Annotated in this window: 20 protein-coding genes; 5 read left to right on the top strand and 15 right to left on the bottom strand. The window is 34.5% G+C overall.

The features are described 5' to 3' along the window. Positions 1-97: 97 nt before the first annotated feature. From ACTDJC_RS19950 to ACTDJC_RS19935, 4 genes are all read right to left on the bottom strand, one after another. Entirely contained in the window at positions 98-2,038 is a 1,941-nt protein-coding gene (locus ACTDJC_RS19950; RefSeq protein WP_440604484.1) for an FtsX-like permease family protein, read from the bottom strand. Continuing rightward, entirely contained in the window at positions 2,025-2,795 is a 771-nt protein-coding gene (locus ACTDJC_RS19945; protein WP_253630705.1) for an ABC transporter ATP-binding protein, read from the bottom strand. The genes ACTDJC_RS19950 and ACTDJC_RS19945 overlap by 14 nt, the downstream gene beginning before the upstream one ends. A 389-nt stretch (positions 2,796-3,184) precedes the next feature. Further along, positions 3,185-3,820, bottom strand: coding sequence for an SdpI family protein (locus ACTDJC_RS19940; RefSeq protein WP_440604483.1), 636 nt, complete (start codon positions 3,818-3,820; stop codon positions 3,185-3,187). Continuing rightward, positions 3,817-4,089, bottom strand: coding sequence for an autorepressor SdpR family transcription factor (locus ACTDJC_RS19935; protein ID WP_440604482.1), 273 nt, complete (start codon positions 4,087-4,089; stop codon positions 3,817-3,819). The genes ACTDJC_RS19940 and ACTDJC_RS19935 overlap by 4 nt, the downstream gene beginning before the upstream one ends. Positions 4,090-4,259: 170 nt before the next feature. Between ACTDJC_RS19935 and ACTDJC_RS19930 the strand changes: the two genes are divergently transcribed. The 4 genes from ACTDJC_RS19930 (at position 4,260) to ACTDJC_RS19915 (ending at position 8,786) form a co-directional block, all read left to right on the top strand. Further along, on the top strand, positions 4,260-4,955 hold the full coding sequence (locus ACTDJC_RS19930) for a response regulator transcription factor (RefSeq protein WP_098306516.1): 696 nt from the start codon (positions 4,260-4,262) through the stop codon (positions 4,953-4,955). A gap of 3 nt (positions 4,956-4,958) precedes the next feature. Further along, positions 4,959-5,969 carry a sensor histidine kinase gene (locus ACTDJC_RS19925; protein ID WP_440604481.1) on the top strand — a complete coding sequence of 337 codons (1,011 nt, stop codon included), beginning with the start codon at positions 4,959-4,961 and terminating at the stop codon, positions 5,967-5,969. Between the two features lie 85 nt (positions 5,970-6,054). Continuing rightward, the gene (locus tag ACTDJC_RS19920) at positions 6,055-6,807 is read left to right on the top strand and encodes an ABC transporter ATP-binding protein (RefSeq protein ID WP_429716306.1); all 753 of its coding nucleotides are present in this window, start codon (positions 6,055-6,057) and stop codon (positions 6,805-6,807) included. Further along, positions 6,804-8,786 carry an FtsX-like permease family protein gene (locus ACTDJC_RS19915; RefSeq protein WP_440604480.1) on the top strand — a complete coding sequence of 661 codons (1,983 nt, stop codon included), beginning with the start codon at positions 6,804-6,806 and terminating at the stop codon, positions 8,784-8,786. Before ACTDJC_RS19920 ends, ACTDJC_RS19915 begins: the two co-directional genes overlap by 4 nt. Positions 8,787-8,841: 55 nt before the next feature. Here ACTDJC_RS19915 and ACTDJC_RS19910 read toward each other — a convergent pair whose 3' ends face one another. The 7 genes from ACTDJC_RS19910 to ACTDJC_RS19880 all read right to left on the bottom strand — a co-directional run bounded on the left by ACTDJC_RS19910 (position 8,842) and on the right by ACTDJC_RS19880 (position 14,719). Then, positions 8,842-9,030, bottom strand: coding sequence for a YjcZ family sporulation protein (locus ACTDJC_RS19910; RefSeq protein WP_440604479.1), 189 nt, complete (start codon positions 9,028-9,030; stop codon positions 8,842-8,844). Between the two features lie 320 nt (positions 9,031-9,350). Next, positions 9,351-9,893, bottom strand: coding sequence for a DUF1003 domain-containing protein (locus tag ACTDJC_RS19905; protein ID WP_440604478.1), 543 nt, complete (start codon positions 9,891-9,893; stop codon positions 9,351-9,353). A gap of 327 nt (positions 9,894-10,220) precedes the next feature. After that, complete coding sequence (locus tag ACTDJC_RS19900) at positions 10,221-10,424, bottom strand: hypothetical protein (protein ID WP_440604477.1); 204 nt, start codon at positions 10,422-10,424, stop codon at positions 10,221-10,223. 329 nt (positions 10,425-10,753) lie between these two features. Beyond that, positions 10,754-11,056, bottom strand: coding sequence for a nucleotidyltransferase family protein (locus ACTDJC_RS19895; RefSeq protein WP_440604476.1), 303 nt, complete (start codon positions 11,054-11,056; stop codon positions 10,754-10,756). Positions 11,057-11,060: 4 nt separating this feature from the next. After that, positions 11,061-12,167: an o-succinylbenzoate synthase gene (gene menC, locus ACTDJC_RS19890; protein ID WP_440604475.1), complete on the bottom strand. Its 1,107-nt coding sequence runs from the start codon at positions 12,165-12,167 to the stop codon at positions 11,061-11,063. Further along, entirely contained in the window at positions 12,168-13,613 is a 1,446-nt protein-coding gene (locus ACTDJC_RS19885) for an o-succinylbenzoate--CoA ligase (RefSeq protein ID WP_440604474.1), read from the bottom strand. 617 nt (positions 13,614-14,230) lie between these two features. After that, the gene (locus tag ACTDJC_RS19880; protein ID WP_440604473.1) at positions 14,231-14,719 is read right to left on the bottom strand and encodes a GyrI-like domain-containing protein; all 489 of its coding nucleotides are present in this window, start codon (positions 14,717-14,719) and stop codon (positions 14,231-14,233) included. Positions 14,720-14,898: 179 nt separating this feature from the next. Here ACTDJC_RS19880 and ACTDJC_RS19875 point away from each other — a divergent pair, with 179 nt between their 5' ends. Beyond that, a complete protein-coding gene (locus ACTDJC_RS19875) occupies positions 14,899-15,396 on the top strand; it encodes a CcdC protein domain-containing protein (protein WP_440604472.1) in 498 nt (165 codons plus the stop codon). Between the two features lie 402 nt (positions 15,397-15,798). Here the strand turns inward: ACTDJC_RS19875 and ACTDJC_RS19870 are convergent, their stop codons facing one another. The 4 genes from ACTDJC_RS19870 to ACTDJC_RS19855 form a co-directional block, all read right to left on the bottom strand. Beyond that, positions 15,799-16,239, bottom strand: a complete 441-nt coding sequence (locus ACTDJC_RS19870) for a hypothetical protein (protein ID WP_440604471.1) — start codon at positions 16,237-16,239, stop codon at positions 15,799-15,801. Between the two features lie 182 nt (positions 16,240-16,421). Continuing rightward, on the bottom strand, positions 16,422-16,673 hold the full coding sequence (locus ACTDJC_RS19865; protein WP_440604470.1) for a hypothetical protein: 252 nt from the start codon (positions 16,671-16,673) through the stop codon (positions 16,422-16,424). A gap of 342 nt (positions 16,674-17,015) precedes the next feature. Next, a complete protein-coding gene (locus tag ACTDJC_RS19860; RefSeq protein ID WP_440604469.1) occupies positions 17,016-17,681 on the bottom strand; it encodes a hypothetical protein in 666 nt (221 codons plus the stop codon). Positions 17,682-17,727: 46 nt separating this feature from the next. After that, a complete protein-coding gene (locus ACTDJC_RS19855) occupies positions 17,728-18,075 on the bottom strand; it encodes a hypothetical protein (protein WP_440604468.1) in 348 nt (115 codons plus the stop codon). Between the last annotated feature and the right edge of the window lie 10 nt (positions 18,076-18,085).

The following is an 18,085-nucleotide window of genomic DNA, read 5'->3' as shown; positions in this document are numbered from 1 at the left end:
ATCAGCTTTTTTTACATATATCGGCCATTCGCCAATATACGACATGCATACGTAGTAAAAAAAGTAGCTATGGCTTATACCAATAGCTACTTTTCTACTACTCCTCACTTACAATCTTAAAATAAGAACGCACCGTTAAGAAGTAATAGCCAATATAAATCACACTATATACTCCAATGCTCATTAATAATGGAATTAAAATTTCAAATGGCAATAAATTAGCCAATCCTTTTAGCGCAAATAAGCTATGCAAAATTCCAATGACTAATGGAATCGCAAAAATAAAGCGAATTTGTTTTGCGATTGCTTTCTTCATCTCTTGCTTCGTTACCCCAATTTTACGAAGAACAACATATCGATCACGGTCTGCATTTGCTTCTGTTAATTGTTTAAAGTAAATGATAGAACCTGTTGCAAGTAAGAATACCATTCCTAAGAAAGTACTGATGAACATCATCAGACCAGTTGCTTCCATTCCGCCTTTAAATCCTGTATAGAAATCTCTAAATGACGGTGCAGGCTCAGGCTCTCTCGGCATAATCTTTGTTAATTTTTCCGTTAATGCCTTACTATTCTTCTCATTTTTCACATTAATATTTTTAACAACTCTCGTTCCATTTACCTTTTTCGCTTGCTCGTATACGTCGTCTGGAACAACAACAACTAATTCTCCTAAGTTCGTAACATTACGACCTTCAACACCTTTAATTGTTAATGCCTTCGTTTCATTTCCAAGAGGAAATACCGCTTTATTTCCTGTATATACTGTACTAAATTCATGTCCTTCAATATACGTGCCATCCAATACGAAAGCTTCTCCAGCGGTTAACCTTACCGTATCCATTTTGTTCGCAATTGTATTAAAGGCGGATTGTGACACAAGTTGATATTGTTCTGTCATCATATAATGAGCATTCATACTTATATCAGCTTTTTCACCTTCAAATTTCCCTTTCACCGGCACCATTTCAATTTCGAACTGCTCTTTAATTGGATTATGCTTCTTCTCTTCCTCAAAGATTGCATTCACTTTCTGTTCTAAAGCCTCATCCTTTTTCTCATAAGAGAAGCTATACGGTGTATAATCTTTCGTTTGTGTGAATGTGTTGTAATACATCGTGACAGATGTACCAACGGCTGTTAATGTTACTGCACTTAAAATAGCAATGGTTGCAAGCGATTTTGCATTTCCTTTAATGCGGTATAACAACTGAGATGTCGTTACCATATTCATTCCATTATAAAAGGATGATTTATTATTTCTTGCGCGTTTTAAAACGACAACTGTAAAGAACTTAAATAATAAATACGTACCAATTACGGTTGCAAATAGAATATAAAATGCGATCATCATGAAGTCTGCGTATTTAATAGCTTTCGTAAACATAAGTGATAAGAAATATCCAGAACCAATTAAGAATATAGCGATAAATGCCATAATAATAGACCCTTTTGGCATTTGTTCTCCTTCACGCTCAGCGCGGAATAGCTCAATAAGCTTAAATCGATAAATTAAACGATACCCTTGCAGCGATGTATACAAAATAATAACAAAAAACACAACTGCCGTATTCGTAATCGCTGCTAACGGCACTTCAAAATGAACATGTAAATCGAGTCCCATTAAGCTTACTAGTAATTCCAGAAATAGCTTAGACAGTAAACTACCAATCACAATACCAATTACTAAGGACATTAATCCCATTAACATATTTTCATAAAACAGCATTCTTCCAATTTGGCGTTTCCGAATTCCTAGTAAAGAATATAACCCAACTTCTTTTTTTCGTTTACGTGTAAAGAAGCTATTGGAATAAATAATAAATACCGCTACGAAAATAATGAGCATTACACTAGAGACTTGGAATGCCCCGCTAATTTTCTTTGATCCTTCTGCCGCTTTTTCCATTTGTGTATTATATTGAAGTGCTGCAAAGGTAAAGTAAATGACGATACTAAAAATCATCGACATAAAATATAAAGCATAATCTTTAAAGTTTCGCTTTATATTGCGAAGGGCAATACTAGATAACGTCATCTACTATACCTCCAGAGATAATAGACATTACATCTAGTACTTCTTGGAAAAATTGCTTCCGCGTTACTTCTCCTTTGTGCAGTTCTTTATATAACTCACCATCTTTAATGAAAATAACACGCTGACAATAACTTGCGGCAAATGCATCATGCGTGACCATTAAAATTGTCGATTGATCATATTCATTTAATGATTTCAAGCTCTCTAATAAGTCAGTTGCAGACTTAGAATCTAACGCACCTGTTGGCTCATCTCCAAAGATCATACTTGGATTTGTAACAATAGCGCGAGAGGCTGCGCAGCGCTGCTTCTGTCCGCCAGATACTTGGTATGGATATTGATCTAAAATATGATCAATACCAATTTTTTTCGCGATTTCAAGAACACGGCGATCAATTTCACCTGCTTTTACTTTTGATAACGCAAGTGGAAGCGCAATATTTTCTTTCACTGTTAACGTATCTAATAAATTATAATCTTGGAAAATGAAGCCTAAGTTATCACGACGGAATAATGCTAATTTATCATCATTCATTTTCACAATATCATTTCCATCAATTAAAATTTCACCGCTCGTTGCGTTATCAATTGTAGAAAGAACATTTAATAACGTTGTTTTACCCGATCCAGACGGCCCCATAATTCCAACGAACTCGCCTTCTTTCACTTGTAAGTTAATTCCTTTTAACGCTTCGTATTTATTTCCACCGGTGTCATATATTTTTTGTATATTATTTGCTTCTAGCACTGTTTTCATTACTATATCCCTCACTTTACCTTATCTCATCATTACTGTTGCCACGATCGAACCCCCTTACACAAACATGATTATTATATAAGTCGCAATATCTTCTATAAAAATTATATTAAAATGATTTTCTTAAGTATTTTGTTACTATAACACCGCCACTAATGCCACACTATCTATTTCTCTTACATAAACATTACATTTATGTAAGATTAGAAAAAAGCCACTCTTCTCAATGGAAGAGTGGCTTTTTCTTTTTGACCGTTTTCATAATATATAATAAATAGATTGCTGATATAAGGGCTGTATTATAAGCCTGCCCTAAAAGAATTATTACACAATAATACTTTATCTGTATATCAATATAAATACCTTTTCTTTAGAAAAGAACCTTCTTTTTATATTTTCATCTCTTTCTTATAAGCAAAATAAGAATATAGCATTGTGATTACCACTCCAATCAAAACGACAGTCAGTACGATATATGATCTCCAATGAACAGGAGCAAAAATACTTATACACATGATAATCCCTAAAATCATAAATACTTTCCCGCTAAAACGATGTGTTTTGCGCCATACTTCTTCATTGCTTAATGTCCATGGAGTACGAATGCCAACAAAGAAATTCGGCTTACATTGTGGTAAATAGTTACCTATTACTAAAAATAAAATGCCGACAATCAACTCTGAAAAACGATTTATTCGTAAATCATAGCCTAATCCCGTTGCAATAATATCCATGTTCCCAATAAATAATACAACAAGGATACTATAAGTTATCATCGTAAAACTTTTCGAGAATTTTTTATAATTCTCTTTCTTTGGATCAATATTTGGAACAACATTGAGTAATATATAAGTTCCAATCATAATCCCAACCATCGATAACATTCCATTTAATTTAGAAGAATAACCATCTGGGGTGCCGCCGCTCCAATGTGTAGCGATTGTATTCGGAAGGTGCGGCCAAGAGATAATCCAAGCAAATATTGTTATGCTAATAAGTATAATGGCAAAAATGTGTTTCTTCATTTTGCTTCTCCCCCTTTATTCGTAAACGTAAACACCCAAGTTAACAAATCTTGAAACACGGTCGTATTTAATGAATACACAACAAACTGTCCTCTTTTTTCATCTTGAATGAGCTCTGCGTTCTTAAGCGCATTTAAGTGATGGGATATACTCGGTTTAGTCATATTAAAATGCTCTGCAATTTCTCCAGCTGTTAAATCGCCTTCTTTTAAGAGGTCTAAAATTTTGCGCCTTGTCGGATCTGCCAACGCTTTAAATGCTTGGTTCAATGTCCCTCTTCCTTTCATCAATTAGACATTTAGATATTTATCTAAATATTAAATTCAGCTTTCGAATTTGTCAATTTCAGCTACAATGTATAATAGGTATGGGACATAATGAAAACTGAGAAAACACATGTTACACTATACATACACAAAGTTAGAGGAGGAGTTTCCATATGTACAAAATTTTAATTGTAGAAGACGATCCTAATATTTCATCTTTACTACAATCCCACATTCAAAAATACGGTTACGAAGCAATTGTTGCTGATAACTTTGATGATATTATGATTTCATTTAACAATGTGAAACCACACCTTGTTTTATTAGATGTAAATTTACCGAAATTCGATGGCTTCTACTGGTGTCGTCAAATTCGTCATGAATCCACTTGCCCAATTGTTTTCATTTCAGCTCGCGCTGGTGAAATGGAGCAAATTATGGCGATTGAAAGCGGTGCGGATGATTATATTACAAAGCCATTCCACTATGATGTAGTAATGGCAAAAATTAAAGGGCAATTACGCCGCATTTACGGTGACTATGCACCAAGTATGTCAGAACGTATTGTTGAAGTGGAAGGATTAAAACTATATCCTGAACGACCAGAGCTTCATTTTAGAAATGAGCAAGTATTACTAACAAAGAAAGAAGCAATTCTAGCAGAAATGCTCCTATCAAAATATCCTCGTACAGCAAACCGAGAAGATTTATTATCTGCACTTTGGGATGATGAAAGCTTTGTCGAAGAAAATACATTAAACGTAAATATTACGCGTCTTCGGAAAAAATTCACTGAACTTGGAATTGAAAATGCCATTGAAACAGTACGCGGCTTAGGCTATCGCTTTAACACCACTTGGAGTGAATAAATCATGAAGTTATTTTTACGTGATCATGTTGGTTTTTTACTTCTTTATATTGTAAACTTTGTCATCATCTTCGCTTTGTATGATGCCGTTGATGGATTTCAAAACAATAAATTCTATTTTATTGTGTTAAGTATGTATCTATTCATCTGCTTTCTTGCTTATCGCTACGTTCGGAATCGCAGGTTGTATAAAAGACTAAGTGAACCACCTGAAAAAATGGAAGATGCGTTCATCGAACGAGCAACTGCCCCTATGCCGCATAGCGTAAATGAACTTGTTCGTACACAATATCGTCTATTTCAGAAAGAATTGCAAACATATGAAGTCAAACAGCAAGAACATCAAATGTTTATTAATCAATGGGTTCATCAAATGAAAACACCCGTTTCTGTTATGCAGCTGATGGCGCTTGAAATGGAAGACGAACATCTCATTCCGAAGTTTAAAAAAGAGCTAGAGAGATTAAATCAAGGACTGGATATGGCATTATATATGGCACGGTTAACGAACTTCCATGAAGATTTCCACGTGGAAACCATTTCATTAAAAGATGCGGTAACGAAAAATATAAATAACTTAAAAGAACTGTTTATTAGAAGCGGTGTCTTTCCTGTTCTAGAAGTACATTCTGATTTAATGGTTACTTCTGATGCGAAATGGTTAAAATTCATTATTTATCAATTAATGACAAATGCCGTGCGTTATTCAGGAGAAAGAGGAAAAAAAGTATTCTTATCTGCTTCTCAAAGTGGAAAAGATATTGTTTTTGAAGTTCGGGATGAAGGTGTCGGAATTCCGGAAGAAGATATTCGCCGTGTGTTTGAACCGTTTTATACTGGAAAAAATGGACGAATATTTGGAGAGTCTACTGGTATGGGGTTATATATTGTTAGCAAAATTTGTTCTTATTTAGGTCATTCTATAAAATTAGAATCTGAAGTTGGAAAAGGTACAAGTATCAAAGTTATTTTCCATAACGCTGTAATAAACAAAACAGAAGAGTATGAAGGGTAATTCTCTTTTTCCATTCATTCGTTCACTATATATGCCATATGAAACTGTAATGAAAGATAAGCATAGTTAGAAAGGTGATTTACATATGGACGAAGTACTACATATTAAAAATGTATCGAAAGTATATGAGGGAAAAGTCCCTCATACCGCTTTAAAAAATATTAATTTACACGTGGATAAAGGTGAATTTGTTGCCATTATGGGCCCGTCGGGGAGCGGCAAATCAACTTTATTAAATGTCATTTCGACAATTGATTCTCCTACATCAGGAGAAGTATTTATTAATGGAAGGCAGCCGCATACGTTTCGCAATGAAAAATTAGCTGTGTTTCGTCGGCAAGAGTTAGGATTTGTGTTTCAAAGCTTTAATTTATTAGATACGTTAACAATTGGTGAAAACATCATTCTGCCATTAACGTTAGATAATGTTCCACTTTCTGAAATGGATGAGAAGCTAGATACAATTTCAAACAAACTCGGAATCAATCACATTTTAAATAAACGAATTTTTGAAATTTCAGGAGGACAAGCACAGCGTACGGCAGTAGCCCGTGCTGTTATTCATCAGCCATCTTTATTGCTTGCTGATGAACCAACAGGAAACTTAGATTCTAAAGCAGCTATCGATGTAATGGAGTTATTTACGAAGTTAAATAAAGAGGAACGAGCTACTATTTTAATGGTGACACATGACCCATTTGCAGCTAGTTATTGCAGTCGCGTTATTTTTATTAAAGATGGTGAACTTTACAATGAACTGCATCGCGGCCTCCACCGTGAAAAGTTCTATCAAGAAATATTAGATGTATTAGCTTTACTAGGAGGAAGACGTGGATGAAGTTTTGGCAATTTGCTTTAAAAAATGTCGTCCGTAATTCAAGAGCTTATTTTGCTTATTTTTTAAGTAGTTCTTTTTCCATTACGGTCTTCTTTTCATTTGCTGTGTACCGATATCATCCACGCCTGCAAAATATACAAAACTACAAAGATACCGGACCTCTTATGAATTTAGTTGGCTTTACCCAGGTAGTAATTGTACTGTTTTCTTTTTTCTTTTTGTTGTACTCCATCGGAGCGTTTTTAAAAGTACGTAATAAGCAGTTTGGTGTTTTAACGATTTTAGGTATTTCAAACAAACAACTGAAACGACTTATTTTTTTAGAAAATATGCTGATTGGGTTGCTTTCTATTTTTGTAGGCATTCAAGTTGGCCTTGTGTTTTCTAACTTTTTCTTATTAATCACCTCAAAGATCTCAGGTGTTAACGGCCTTTATTTATATTGGCCATCAGAAGCAATTTGGACAACTATAACGACATTTCTCATCCTTTTTATTATTGTATCAGTCTTTACACCTGCTTTAATTCGAACACGGAAAGTAACTCGTCTTCTAAAAGGAGGAATTCGTACAAAGAAGGAGAAACTGCCTTCCATTGTCATTTCAATTTTTAGTTTACTGTGTTTACTTTCAGGTTATATTTTTGCGGCTTATCCACAAAGTTATATAACAGAAGAAAGCTTAACAAATGGAGTTGGTGTACTCATTATCTTAGCCATTATTCCTCTTGTTACAGTTGGGACATACTTTCTATTCTCACAAGCTAGCTTCCTGTTCATTTGGATGTTAAAAAAGAGACGACGCTTTTATATGAAAAAAACAAATATGCTTTGGATATCAGATTTGGCATCACGAGTTCGTGTCAATATTAATATGCTTTTCATTGTAACAATGTTATCTGCAATTGCTTTTACCATTATTACACCATTATACGCTCTTAATAAACATACAAAGGCTTCTATAACTGAAACATTTCCTTTTCCATTTACTTACGCATCTTACGAAGGGAATCCATTTGAAACGAAGCATATTACAACACTAGAAAATGAATTAACGAAAGACAAATTTACATATCAAAAACATAAATCAGTTGTATATAAAGATATGGCAGCTAACGAAGATATTTGGATTATGAAACAAAGCGACTATAATATTCTTGCTAAATTTCTAAATCGTTCTCAAATTCAACTAGCTAACAACGAAACATATGTTATTCCAAAATATTCGCCTGTAACATTAGAATTGTTAACAAATCCTTTTCTTAAGCAAGAAAATATTACGTTACAATCTAATAAAAAACAATTTCGTATAAAAGAAATAGCAAACAAGCCAATTATACCGCAACATGCTTGGGTATATCTTATCGTACTGTCGGATGAGGCTGTAAACAACGAAATTCCACACCTCGAACCAATTACACTTTATAATTTCCAAGTGGATAATTGGGAAAATACGCTTCCGCTTACAAAGCGCATATTGCATATGACCGATGCCGATGCACATAGTTTACTTCCAAATCCGGATCAGCAAACGATGCATGACCAGAAAAGTTTCTTTCATATTTATACTGCCAGCGATGAATTATATGCAGAGAAGCGATGGAATGTTGCTTACCTCTTCACTGGTACATTTCTTGGAATTATTTTCTTTATCGGAGCAGGAAGCGTTCTGTACTTCCGTATGTATACTGATTTAACGAGAGAAGCAGAAAAATATAAGACGATTACAAAAATCGGATTAACAAAGTCTGAAATGATATGTTCGGCAACAATTCAATTAGCCATACTATTTTTCGTTCCTTATATTATTGCTTCTATTCATACAATATTTGCAATTAAATTTATACAAAGTACACTCTCTTTCTCTTTAACAAAAGAAGCTATGTTAGTATTAAGCCTCTTTGGAATAGTCGAAGTCATTTCCTTTTTCCTAATTCGCTCATTTTACATTCAAAAGTTATCACAACATATTAAACTGTGAATAAAATAGCCTTGTGCAGAGCACAAGGCTATTTTCAATAGTTTTTAACTTATTATCAGCAATAACCACCATAACCGCCGTGGCCGTAACCACCATAGCCGAAGCCACCACCATAGCCGCCGTAGCCACCGCCACAGAAGCAGGCAGCACCAATGATGATTAATAAAATAAACAACACGATTACAAGCGCAAAGCCATTGCCGTGATGACGAAACCCGTGTCCATGTTCACTACTTTCACCCATTGCTCTTTTCCTCCTTTAATAAAAGTCCTTCATTTGTGGGATCCTTTCAATTGGATTCCATTTATCCTATGTTTCGAATGAGAATAAGAGCTTGTTCTTTTCAAAATCAGGCTTGTTTCCAAACGAGATTGATTTTCTAATCTATCCTGCATAAAGTGAAACTTCCATCAGTACTTTTTTCATCCCCCACCTATCTATCTTACCCACTTTTAAGGCGAAGGGCTTACTTGCCCGTTCATGCGGGATAAAATACAAAAAAGCTAATCATCTACTTATATCCTGTAAATGATTAGCTTTTACTCTTTTAAAAGGCAATATATTTATTCTTTTTTTAATTGTTTCAACAGCTCTTTAATTTCCGCTAATTCGCTTTCTATATTGTGTAAGCGACTTTGCATATTATCAATCTCTTGCTCTGCTTTATAATTAATCGCAAAGTCAATAACAGATTCATGTTTGTCACGTGCAGCTTGACGGTTTTGGCTCATCATAATAACGGGAGCTTGAAATGCCGCTATAAAAGATAAACATAAGTTCAATAAAATAAACGGCGGGGCATCAAAGTGTGCTCCTTTTGTGATAGGCAGGCCATTCCAAATAATCCACCCAGCAAGAAAACTTGCAAACCAGATGATGAATCGCCAACTACCTCCAAACTGTGCAATTTTATCAGCTATTCGGTCTGCCCACTTTGTTCGTTGTGTGTATTCACTATCAAGTTGGTGAAGTATTTCTGACTCGTAGCGATCCACAAGTCGGTCAATACGTGTTAAGCTTTCTTGGTTTAAGTCAATATCAAAACCTTGGATTTTCGTAGCTTCTTGTTTTTGTCCTTTAATTTGCTTCCAGATTTTTTGTACCATTGTACAAACCTCCTCTCTTATAGAGGAAGTCACCTTTCCAAAGTTTATATGAAGCGGTAACCATTTTTACACAGTAATCCGCTTCGGATATTCAGTTGTATGACTTCCTCTGACGTCGGTGCTATGTCCGACTCTCCCATACTCGGATTACTCATAAAACAGTTCCACCTCACTTTTTTCTCAAAATCCTTTATCATTATATGCTAGTGTATTCCTTATGACTATGCGATTGTTGAGAAAATACACTTTATTATCTTACATTTTTATATAAAAAATTTATATGACTAACATTTCATTCACTTAACCCACATCAATAGCTTATATACTTCAATCCTGCTTTGTATGAGCCCCCTTATCATTGAATAAATGGAACATATATTGATGATAATCTGTTATTAAGGTACTTAACTTCTCTACATGCTTATCTTTTAGATGTCTACCTAATTTCCAAGGTACTTTTTCTTTATATTGGGGGGCCTCCGTAAAATCTGCTTGCTGTAGTTCTTTAAACTGCAGATTATCTTTGTTCATTATTAAAATTCTCCTTTATCATGAAATTTAAATGAACAAATTCCAATGTTACTGTATCCAAAAACAGTTCAGTTCACACCTTTTATAATATTTTTTAATAGGGTACTTATATGATTTTTCTCTTTTACTAAGATATTCTCATTTAAAAAGTGAAATCCCTTTGGTATATCATATGCCTGTATGTTTTACATAGTTATCGAAAGTAAATGAAAAGGCTCATTCCTTACGTACAAAGGAGAGCCTTTTTCTCTTTCAAAATCTTTATGCTCAGTCTAGTGCTTTATCCCGCATTAACGGGCAGTAAGACCCCCACTGATGGAAGTTTCACTTCATATACGCTGCGCAAACAACTTTCCTTCTCGTAAAATATGACGCTTCAGTTCGCTATTAGACAATGTATTCAAATGAACCGCATCCACTTTACCTGCCCCGCCCAGCTCTTCCATCAATTGAAACCAAAGCCATTGAAACTCACCTACTGAAATATGTGTAGTCTCAATTGCTATATCATAATCTGAAGAAGATGTTGCTTCTTTTCTTGCATGAGATCCAAAGATGTACGCCACTTTCACAAATGATGTGTTTAATAAACGAGTTTGTATATAGCGCAGCTCCTTTTCATGCTTTTGCATATGTTCACCTCTCACATACAATGCATTGTTCCGTTATCTCTTCTAGTCTTGCCCGGTTTATGTCATAACCAAACCCTGCCTGCTGCGGAATAACAATTTTTCCATTTTGCAGCGTTACTTCCGGTGAAATAATATCTTGCTTCCAATGCCTGTTTGAAGCTGAAATATCGCCTGGAATTGTAAAGTTTGGAAGAGATGCTAACGCAATATTTTGTGCACGTGAAATTCCCATTTCTACCATGCCCCCGCACCAAACTGGAATACCATGCTGCTGACAATAATCATGAATGCGAATGGACTCTGTTAATCCGCCAACTCGTCCAGGTTTTATGTTAATAATACGGCAGCTCTCAAGTGTAATCGCTACCCTTGCATCTTCTAAGCAATAAATACTTTCATCTAAACAAATCGGTGTTTCCATTTGCTTTTGCAAACGGGCATGATCAAGAAAATCGTTATCTGCTAGCGGCTGTTCGATCATCATTAAATCAAACTCATCCAATCGCTGTAGCTGCTTCATATCATCTAACGTATACGCAGAATTCGCATCTACCATTAATGGAATAGTAGGAAACGCTCTTCGTATTTCATGAAGCAACGCATAATCATTATCTGGTTTGATTTTCACTTTAAAACGTTTATAGCCTTCTTCTGCATACGTTTCAATACGTTTTAACATGTTTGGAACTGTATCAAGGCCAATGACAACCCCAACTTCAATTTCTCGTTTTACACCGCCAAGCAGCTCAGCAAGCGATTGATTCTCATGCTTTGCATACAAATCCCATAATGCACCCTCTATTCCTGCTTTCGCCATATTATTACGTTTTATATGCTGAAAAAGAGATGCGACATCAGCAGGGTGCGAAAGCTGCTGTTCAAATAACACTGGCAACAAAAAATCTTGCAGCATATGAAATGCTGTTACAACTGTTTCTTCTGTATACCATGGCTCAGAAAAAGCAACCACTTCTCCCCATCCGCTTCGTCCTTCTTCATCTATTAATTCAATTACAATACTTTCACGCTTTTCATACGTCCCGTAACTTGCAGCAAATGGAATAACGAGCGGCATTTCTGTTAGGTAAAGTATTGCTTTTGTAATACGCATTTACATTTCCTCCGCCAGCTGCCGCAGTTCACGGCGCAATAATTTTTTTGAAGCATTGCGCGGCAACTCAGAAAGAAAATAAATCGCCTTTGGCACTTTATACCGCGCTAGTTTATCTTCACAAAAAGCGAGTAGTTCTTCCGCTGTTACCTCTTCTGATTTCACAACGAATGCGACAGGAACTTGTCCCCATCTTTCATCATTTGCTCCAACTACTCCCGCTTCCGAAACAGCCGGATGTGCAAGCAAGACTTCCTCAATTTGCGCTGGATATATGTTCTCTCCGCCTGAAATAATTAAATCACTGCGGCGATCTAACACATAAAGAAAGCCATCTTCATCTAAATAGCCAATATCTCCAGTATGCAGCCATCCGTCTTGAATACTCTCTCTCGTCGCCTCTTCACGCTTAAAATAACCACCCGTTACATTTGGCCCCTTCACAACAATTTCCCCGGCAGTTCCTACCCCAGCTTCTCTTCCATCTTGTTCAATGCGAAGCTGACATGGAAACAATGTTTTTCCGGCCGAACCAACTTTCTTTAACATATAATCAGCAGCCAATGTGCAAATTTGCGAAGATGCTTCTGTCATACCGTACGTCTGATACACTGGAATTCCTTTTGCAACGCACGTTTCTAACAACGGCCTTGGAGCTGGTCCTCCGCCAAGTAATACGCAGCGAAGAGACGTTGGATAAGTATCTTCTTGCAACCTTTCTAATAAATCCGTCAGCATTTTAGAAACGACCGAAATCATCGTTACGCCTCTCGTTTGCAGCGCTTCATGAATAAAATCCGGATCATACTTCGGAACAAGTAACACCCTCATACCGTACATAATATTCTTCATTAAAAGCGATAACCCACCTACATGGAAACACGGCAAACACGCTAACCAGCAATCATCCTCACGAAGTCCTAAATTCAAAGAAGAACCAACTGCACTCCACCAATGATTCCCGTACGTAAGCATAACGCCCTTTGGCTTTCCTGTTGTACCTGACGTATAAATAATTGTCATTGTATCTTCTAAAACAAACTCATTCTGCACAGTTGCTTTTTGTTTTGGCAATGCCGTAAGTTCTGTAAACAAGTATACCGGTACCCGCTCTGCCTCGAAATCTTCATCCGTAAGCAAACAAGAAACTTCTGCATCCTCCATTTGCCAAAGTAGCTCTTCTCTTGAAAGACGTGTATTCAGCAAGATGGCTACTGCACCCATATAAGAAAGCGCATGAATCGTTATTACCATCTCCATACTATTTTTCATCAGAACAGCCACTTTTGTACCTTTTTGCACTTGTAAATAAGCAAGATGCTCACAAAGTGAAAGAACTTCTTCATGAAGCTGCAAAAACGTATGTGTACTTTCTTTCGTTTCAATCGCGGTACGCTCCGGTGTTAAAAAAGCTCTTTGCATAAGCCAATTTGGCATTCTCTCCATATCATATTCTCCCTTCACAGAATAGAAGACTAACATAACTTCTTTTACTTCTGACCTATTTCTTTACTTGTAACTAGTGTTGCTTTATTTCCATCTTATCTATCTCTTGCTTTTATATCAAATAGGAACTCTTTGTCTGTTTCATATGCTGCAACAAATTATTCTACATTATTTTTTTGAATAGCAAACGATTGCTCAGTACATAAAGAGAAACTTTCATCTGAATCTTGAGTTGGAAGTCTTACTGACAGTTAATGTGGGATACATGTAAAAAAATGTCGAAAAAACAAAAAAATTCAGTTTTTTTGTTGTTATTTTTTAATTTTACTGTTATTATAAATAATAATCATATAGATGTTGGGAATGTTGCTCCTCTAATAAACTGAATTTTCAGACTCCGATACCGACATTGTGTGATTGTAAGCTCCCTCCCCTTTTTATTTTATGCCCGACAAAAAGAACCTTTTTAAGGTTCTTTTTGTATTTACTAGATAAAAAAAAGAAAATCCCGAAATGATTTATATTCATGAAATAAAACTACCACCAGTGAGGTTTTTTCATCTTCCCACCTATCTCTTTATCAGTTCTATTTGCGTACATGTTTTCATTTTAATAATCTATTTCGCGGTACTTATAATTGGTATCCATACCTCTTCTTTTGCGTTTACATCGTCCGGACTATAATGATCATCCATAACTTCAAAATGTTCCCTTACGTCTAAACTATAATTGGAATTTGGTAACCATTCTTGAAAAATATACTGGAAAGTGCTCATATCAGATGCCGTTCCTTGATGGATAAAAACAGCATATAAGCCGCCTGTTAAGGTATGCGTGGACAATTCCGAAAAAGTCTCTGTTTCAAAATCTTCAACTTCAACAGCAGCCCACTTTTCATAAGCATAGTTTATATCATTCATATTTAAAGGCGTATGTAACACCTTTATAGAAAGGAAACAAGAGTTACTTCTATGAGGAATACGATTTCTTAATGGCATGAATGTTTTCCATATTTCTCTTGTGACTTCGGGATCTGTGGCAAAAGTTGTTTCTCTCTTAATCCCAACAATTTTTTTTGCTGGAATGCTTACTATTTTAGGTTCCATTCTTTTATTTCCTCCCCCAATTCATATTCAACATGAATCACTTCAGTTTAAATTCGAAATTCTATATATGATATTCATAAAGTAGTTTTATATTTTTCCAATTAAAACAATTACTGGTACTCAACCACCTGCACTTCCCATATAAATAATTGAAATACACTATGTACAGAGGTGAGATTATGAATTCTTCTTCGTTTTACTCTATTGTGATCATAGTTGCTGCGTTGGTCTTATGGCGTAGAACTAGGGCAATGTATCGTCCTATTAAAGGAAACGGAACCCGTCTTCTCTTACCCATATTATTTCTACTATTACCTAGTGTTTTCATAATCCTGAATCCAAATGTACATGCCGCTGCCTGGGAATGGATTTGTGCAGCTATCTTTGGGTTCCTTTTGTCAATTCCACTTATTTGGGCCACTAACTATGAACTCCGATCCGATCAGCATATTTATGCTGTAAGAAACAAGAGTTTTGCCATTACCTTTCTCATCGTATTTATTATTCGATTTTTACTTCGTGATTATTTAAAATGGCTAGGTCCAGAGACAGAAGCAGCACTATTTATAACTGTAGCGCTGGGATATATCTTACCTTGGAGAATTATTTCTTTCATCAAATTTCGTCAACTATACAAAAGTCGAATCCGAACTAACGACAACATTGACTTCCGATAACATTGATTATGCGAATGGAAAGCCCCTTCAGTTCTTCTGAAGGAACTTTTAAAGTTTTTGTGATACATTATACATTGGTTTTATGTTAACAAAAGGTGCTTTCATGTATAGAAAACACCTTTTCAGTCTACAACTATTTTTTAACAGAATACTAGAACCATCTTCTCTACTTTACATTTACTTGAACGGAATCGAGAGAATATCCCGAATAGCCTCCATCGTTTTCAAATTAGAACTTAGAAAGAAGAACTCCAACAGATACATCATTAACATCCATTGAAGTTTTACTATAGATCTTCATTAGTCATCTAAAGAAATTTCTGCAAGATTTCTCATAATTTCTGTAACAATCTGCATTAGAAATTTCTTTTTATACTTATCTACAGTTTTTAGGATAGTTAATTATTTTAACATTCCCCACAATTCATCCCCAATTCTCCCTAATGGTTCATTAGCTTTAACACGTTCATTAAAATTTGCTTTCCATATAAAGAAATCAGATAATCCTCCCCTTGGTGGATATAAATTACTATGAATTAATTTTATTTCCCTTATAACATCATCAAAATCAATATAATTAATATTTTGGCATTCATTTAAAATATTAATTCCATATCTAACTTCAGATATCTGATAATCTATATCACCTTTACTATTTACCTCTAATATTACACTCAATTCACTAAAAAGCTTTTCTAAAGCGCCGATGGTGTTACGAGTTTCATATTTTTCTATTGTTAAATCTCGCATAGCTTGTGCAAAGGCATCTATATCTTCGTAAAATGGCTGATCAATTTCAGTATCAATCAGTTCTCCTACTTTTCCGCTAAAATCATGGAGCACTTCGTAATCTTCATATAAATCCTGATACTTACTTTTCTGGCTCGTATGTTCAAGGGGAACGACTCCGTCAACATCGTACTTTTAAATTGAATCTTCTATTTCAGAACAAAAAATACCCAGCATTGACCATAAATTGATTTTATTACATTATGGTATACTGGATACTTCTTAGGAGAAAAACATTATTTTCTTCTCTCTCTTCGATTTTTTCGCATTATCAAATATTTTAATATCAATTCACAGGCATCATTTTCATTTTCAAAAGTATCTATAATATTCATTCCACCTCTCTCTAACGATTGATATACTTTCCATACTTTTTCTTCTTTTAATATACCTAATTCCAATTCACGAATAGGTTTATCACCTAAATTGTACTCGTGTTCTTCTATTCCTAATTCATTCAATCTAGTTTTTAACTCACTAATGTTCATTTCAAACCTCCTACTTATTTGATTTCTCTTATAAATCTAAAGTCTTGCAAATACTCTATTGAAATTGGTAATTTCTATGGCATCTGGTGTTTTTAAGATTTCGTTCGGATGTATCAAATTTTCTTTATTTCAGCTATTTTTTATCACTTTTGTAGTTAAGAGTTCTATTCTATGCCGCCAACACTGTCTGCTAAAGATTCACCTTCTAAATGACTCTAGAAAAACACACTGTTACTAAAAAATATTAAAAAAATAAAAAACTAATCACCTATCACATATAGATGATTAGTTTCTTTTATTTCTGTATACCGAAAGAATTCCTTCTACTTATTTAAAAATATTCTATGAAGTTTGGAACGGACTCTCATAAAGCCATGCCAAGTAAGGGTCCTTAATTATTGTTATATCTTTATTATTAAGGTTATACCCTAATGCATTACATTGAGTCGCTACAAAATATGGAAATATTTCTTTCCAACTTTTAAATACTACTTTACCAGTGTGATTTAACTTTTGACTTAATTCTCTTAGCTCTTCTTCTATTAATGAAATACTTAATAACTTCATATCTTCTACTTCTATCAGCAGGAAATCATTTTTATATTGCAGTACATATGCTCCTCCTTTCATATACAAATCCATTACTACAACTTCCCTATACAAAAGTTTTAACATATCTGGATCAAGAGTTAATTGAGATTCATCTCCTAAATTAATTATAACTCCCTGATTTTCCATTCTTAAAATATTTTTAAGTACATTTACAGCATCAAATTCAACAATATTATCAAGGTTTAAATACTTCTTAGTTTCAGTTAGTACCTCTTTACTTGTAGCTATTACTATATATTCATTTTTGTTCAACTTTACTTTAGCTAACGAATTATCAGAATTACATAGACAATAATATGTCACTGCTTGTCTTGAAAGCATTTGAATTAATTCATGTAAGCAATCTTTCTTTTTACTTATTTCTATAATTCTATTTCTAACATCATCGTTATACATTTTTATACCTCGATTTGATAATTTGGGTTAATAGACCAATAAAATCTTATAAATCTAATACCATTTTTTCTTCTACTATTCTATCTACTTCATTCTTTTTTATCCATTTATGAAATACAGAGCGTTCTACAAATTCCATATTTAACTCAGCTCCTACTTCATAATTAGGAGTATAAATTAATATACTATCTTCTTTTTCTGATATGACTTGAAATTTATAACCTTTATAAAAACAGTTGGTCTGTATAGAATATATTTCTCCAACAGCATCTCTTTTTACAATTTTATAATTTATCTTATCATCTAATTGTAGTGTAACGTTTTTACTTTCTTTGTCATAATTAAGAACTTCATACTGTTTACCCATATATAAAGTATATTTACCAAGTAACATACATAACTCC

This window comes from Bacillus sp. GB_SG_008, from assembly GCF_052038115.1.
GTDB classification, from domain to species: domain Bacteria; phylum Bacillota; class Bacilli; order Bacillales; family Bacillaceae_G; genus Bacillus_A; species Bacillus_A rhizoplanae.
This window is presented reverse-complemented; position numbering and strand designations above follow the sequence as displayed.

Excerpts from the sequence above, each read along its gene's own strand:
- ACTDJC_RS19950 (WP_440604484.1), bottom strand. The coding sequence starts at position 2,038 with ATGACGTTATCTAGTATTGCCCTTCGCAATATAAAGCGAAACTTTAAA.
- ACTDJC_RS19945 (WP_253630705.1), bottom strand. The coding sequence starts at position 2,795 with ATGAAAACAGTGCTAGAAGCAAATAATATACAAAAAATATATGACACC.
- ACTDJC_RS19940 (WP_440604483.1), bottom strand. The coding sequence starts at position 3,820 with ATGAAGAAACACATTTTTGCCATTATACTTATTAGCATAACAATATTT.
- ACTDJC_RS19930 (WP_098306516.1), top strand. The coding sequence starts at position 4,260 with ATGTACAAAATTTTAATTGTAGAAGACGATCCTAATATTTCATCTTTA.
- ACTDJC_RS19925 (WP_440604481.1), top strand. The coding sequence starts at position 4,959 with ATGAAGTTATTTTTACGTGATCATGTTGGTTTTTTACTTCTTTATATT.
- ACTDJC_RS19920 (WP_429716306.1), top strand. The coding sequence starts at position 6,055 with ATGGACGAAGTACTACATATTAAAAATGTATCGAAAGTATATGAGGGA.
- ACTDJC_RS19915 (WP_440604480.1), top strand. The coding sequence starts at position 6,804 with ATGAAGTTTTGGCAATTTGCTTTAAAAAATGTCGTCCGTAATTCAAGA.
- ACTDJC_RS19910 (WP_440604479.1), bottom strand. The coding sequence starts at position 9,030 with ATGGGTGAAAGTAGTGAACATGGACACGGGTTTCGTCATCACGGCAAT.
- ACTDJC_RS19905 (WP_440604478.1), bottom strand. The coding sequence starts at position 9,893 with ATGGTACAAAAAATCTGGAAGCAAATTAAAGGACAAAAACAAGAAGCT.
- ACTDJC_RS19900 (WP_440604477.1), bottom strand. The coding sequence starts at position 10,424 with ATGAACAAAGATAATCTGCAGTTTAAAGAACTACAGCAAGCAGATTTT.
- ACTDJC_RS19895 (WP_440604476.1), bottom strand. The coding sequence starts at position 11,056 with ATGCAAAAGCATGAAAAGGAGCTGCGCTATATACAAACTCGTTTATTA.
- menC (WP_440604475.1), bottom strand. The coding sequence starts at position 12,167 with ATGCGTATTACAAAAGCAATACTTTACCTAACAGAAATGCCGCTCGTT.
- ACTDJC_RS19885 (WP_440604474.1), bottom strand. The coding sequence starts at position 13,613 with ATGGAGAGAATGCCAAATTGGCTTATGCAAAGAGCTTTTTTAACACCG.
- ACTDJC_RS19880 (WP_440604473.1), bottom strand. The coding sequence starts at position 14,719 with ATGGAACCTAAAATAGTAAGCATTCCAGCAAAAAAAATTGTTGGGATT.
- ACTDJC_RS19875 (WP_440604472.1), top strand. The coding sequence starts at position 14,899 with ATGAATTCTTCTTCGTTTTACTCTATTGTGATCATAGTTGCTGCGTTG.
- ACTDJC_RS19865 (WP_440604470.1), bottom strand. The coding sequence starts at position 16,673 with ATGAACATTAGTGAGTTAAAAACTAGATTGAATGAATTAGGAATAGAA.
- ACTDJC_RS19860 (WP_440604469.1), bottom strand. The coding sequence starts at position 17,681 with ATGTATAACGATGATGTTAGAAATAGAATTATAGAAATAAGTAAAAAG.
- ACTDJC_RS19855 (WP_440604468.1), bottom strand. The coding sequence starts at position 18,075 with ATGTTACTTGGTAAATATACTTTATATATGGGTAAACAGTATGAAGTT.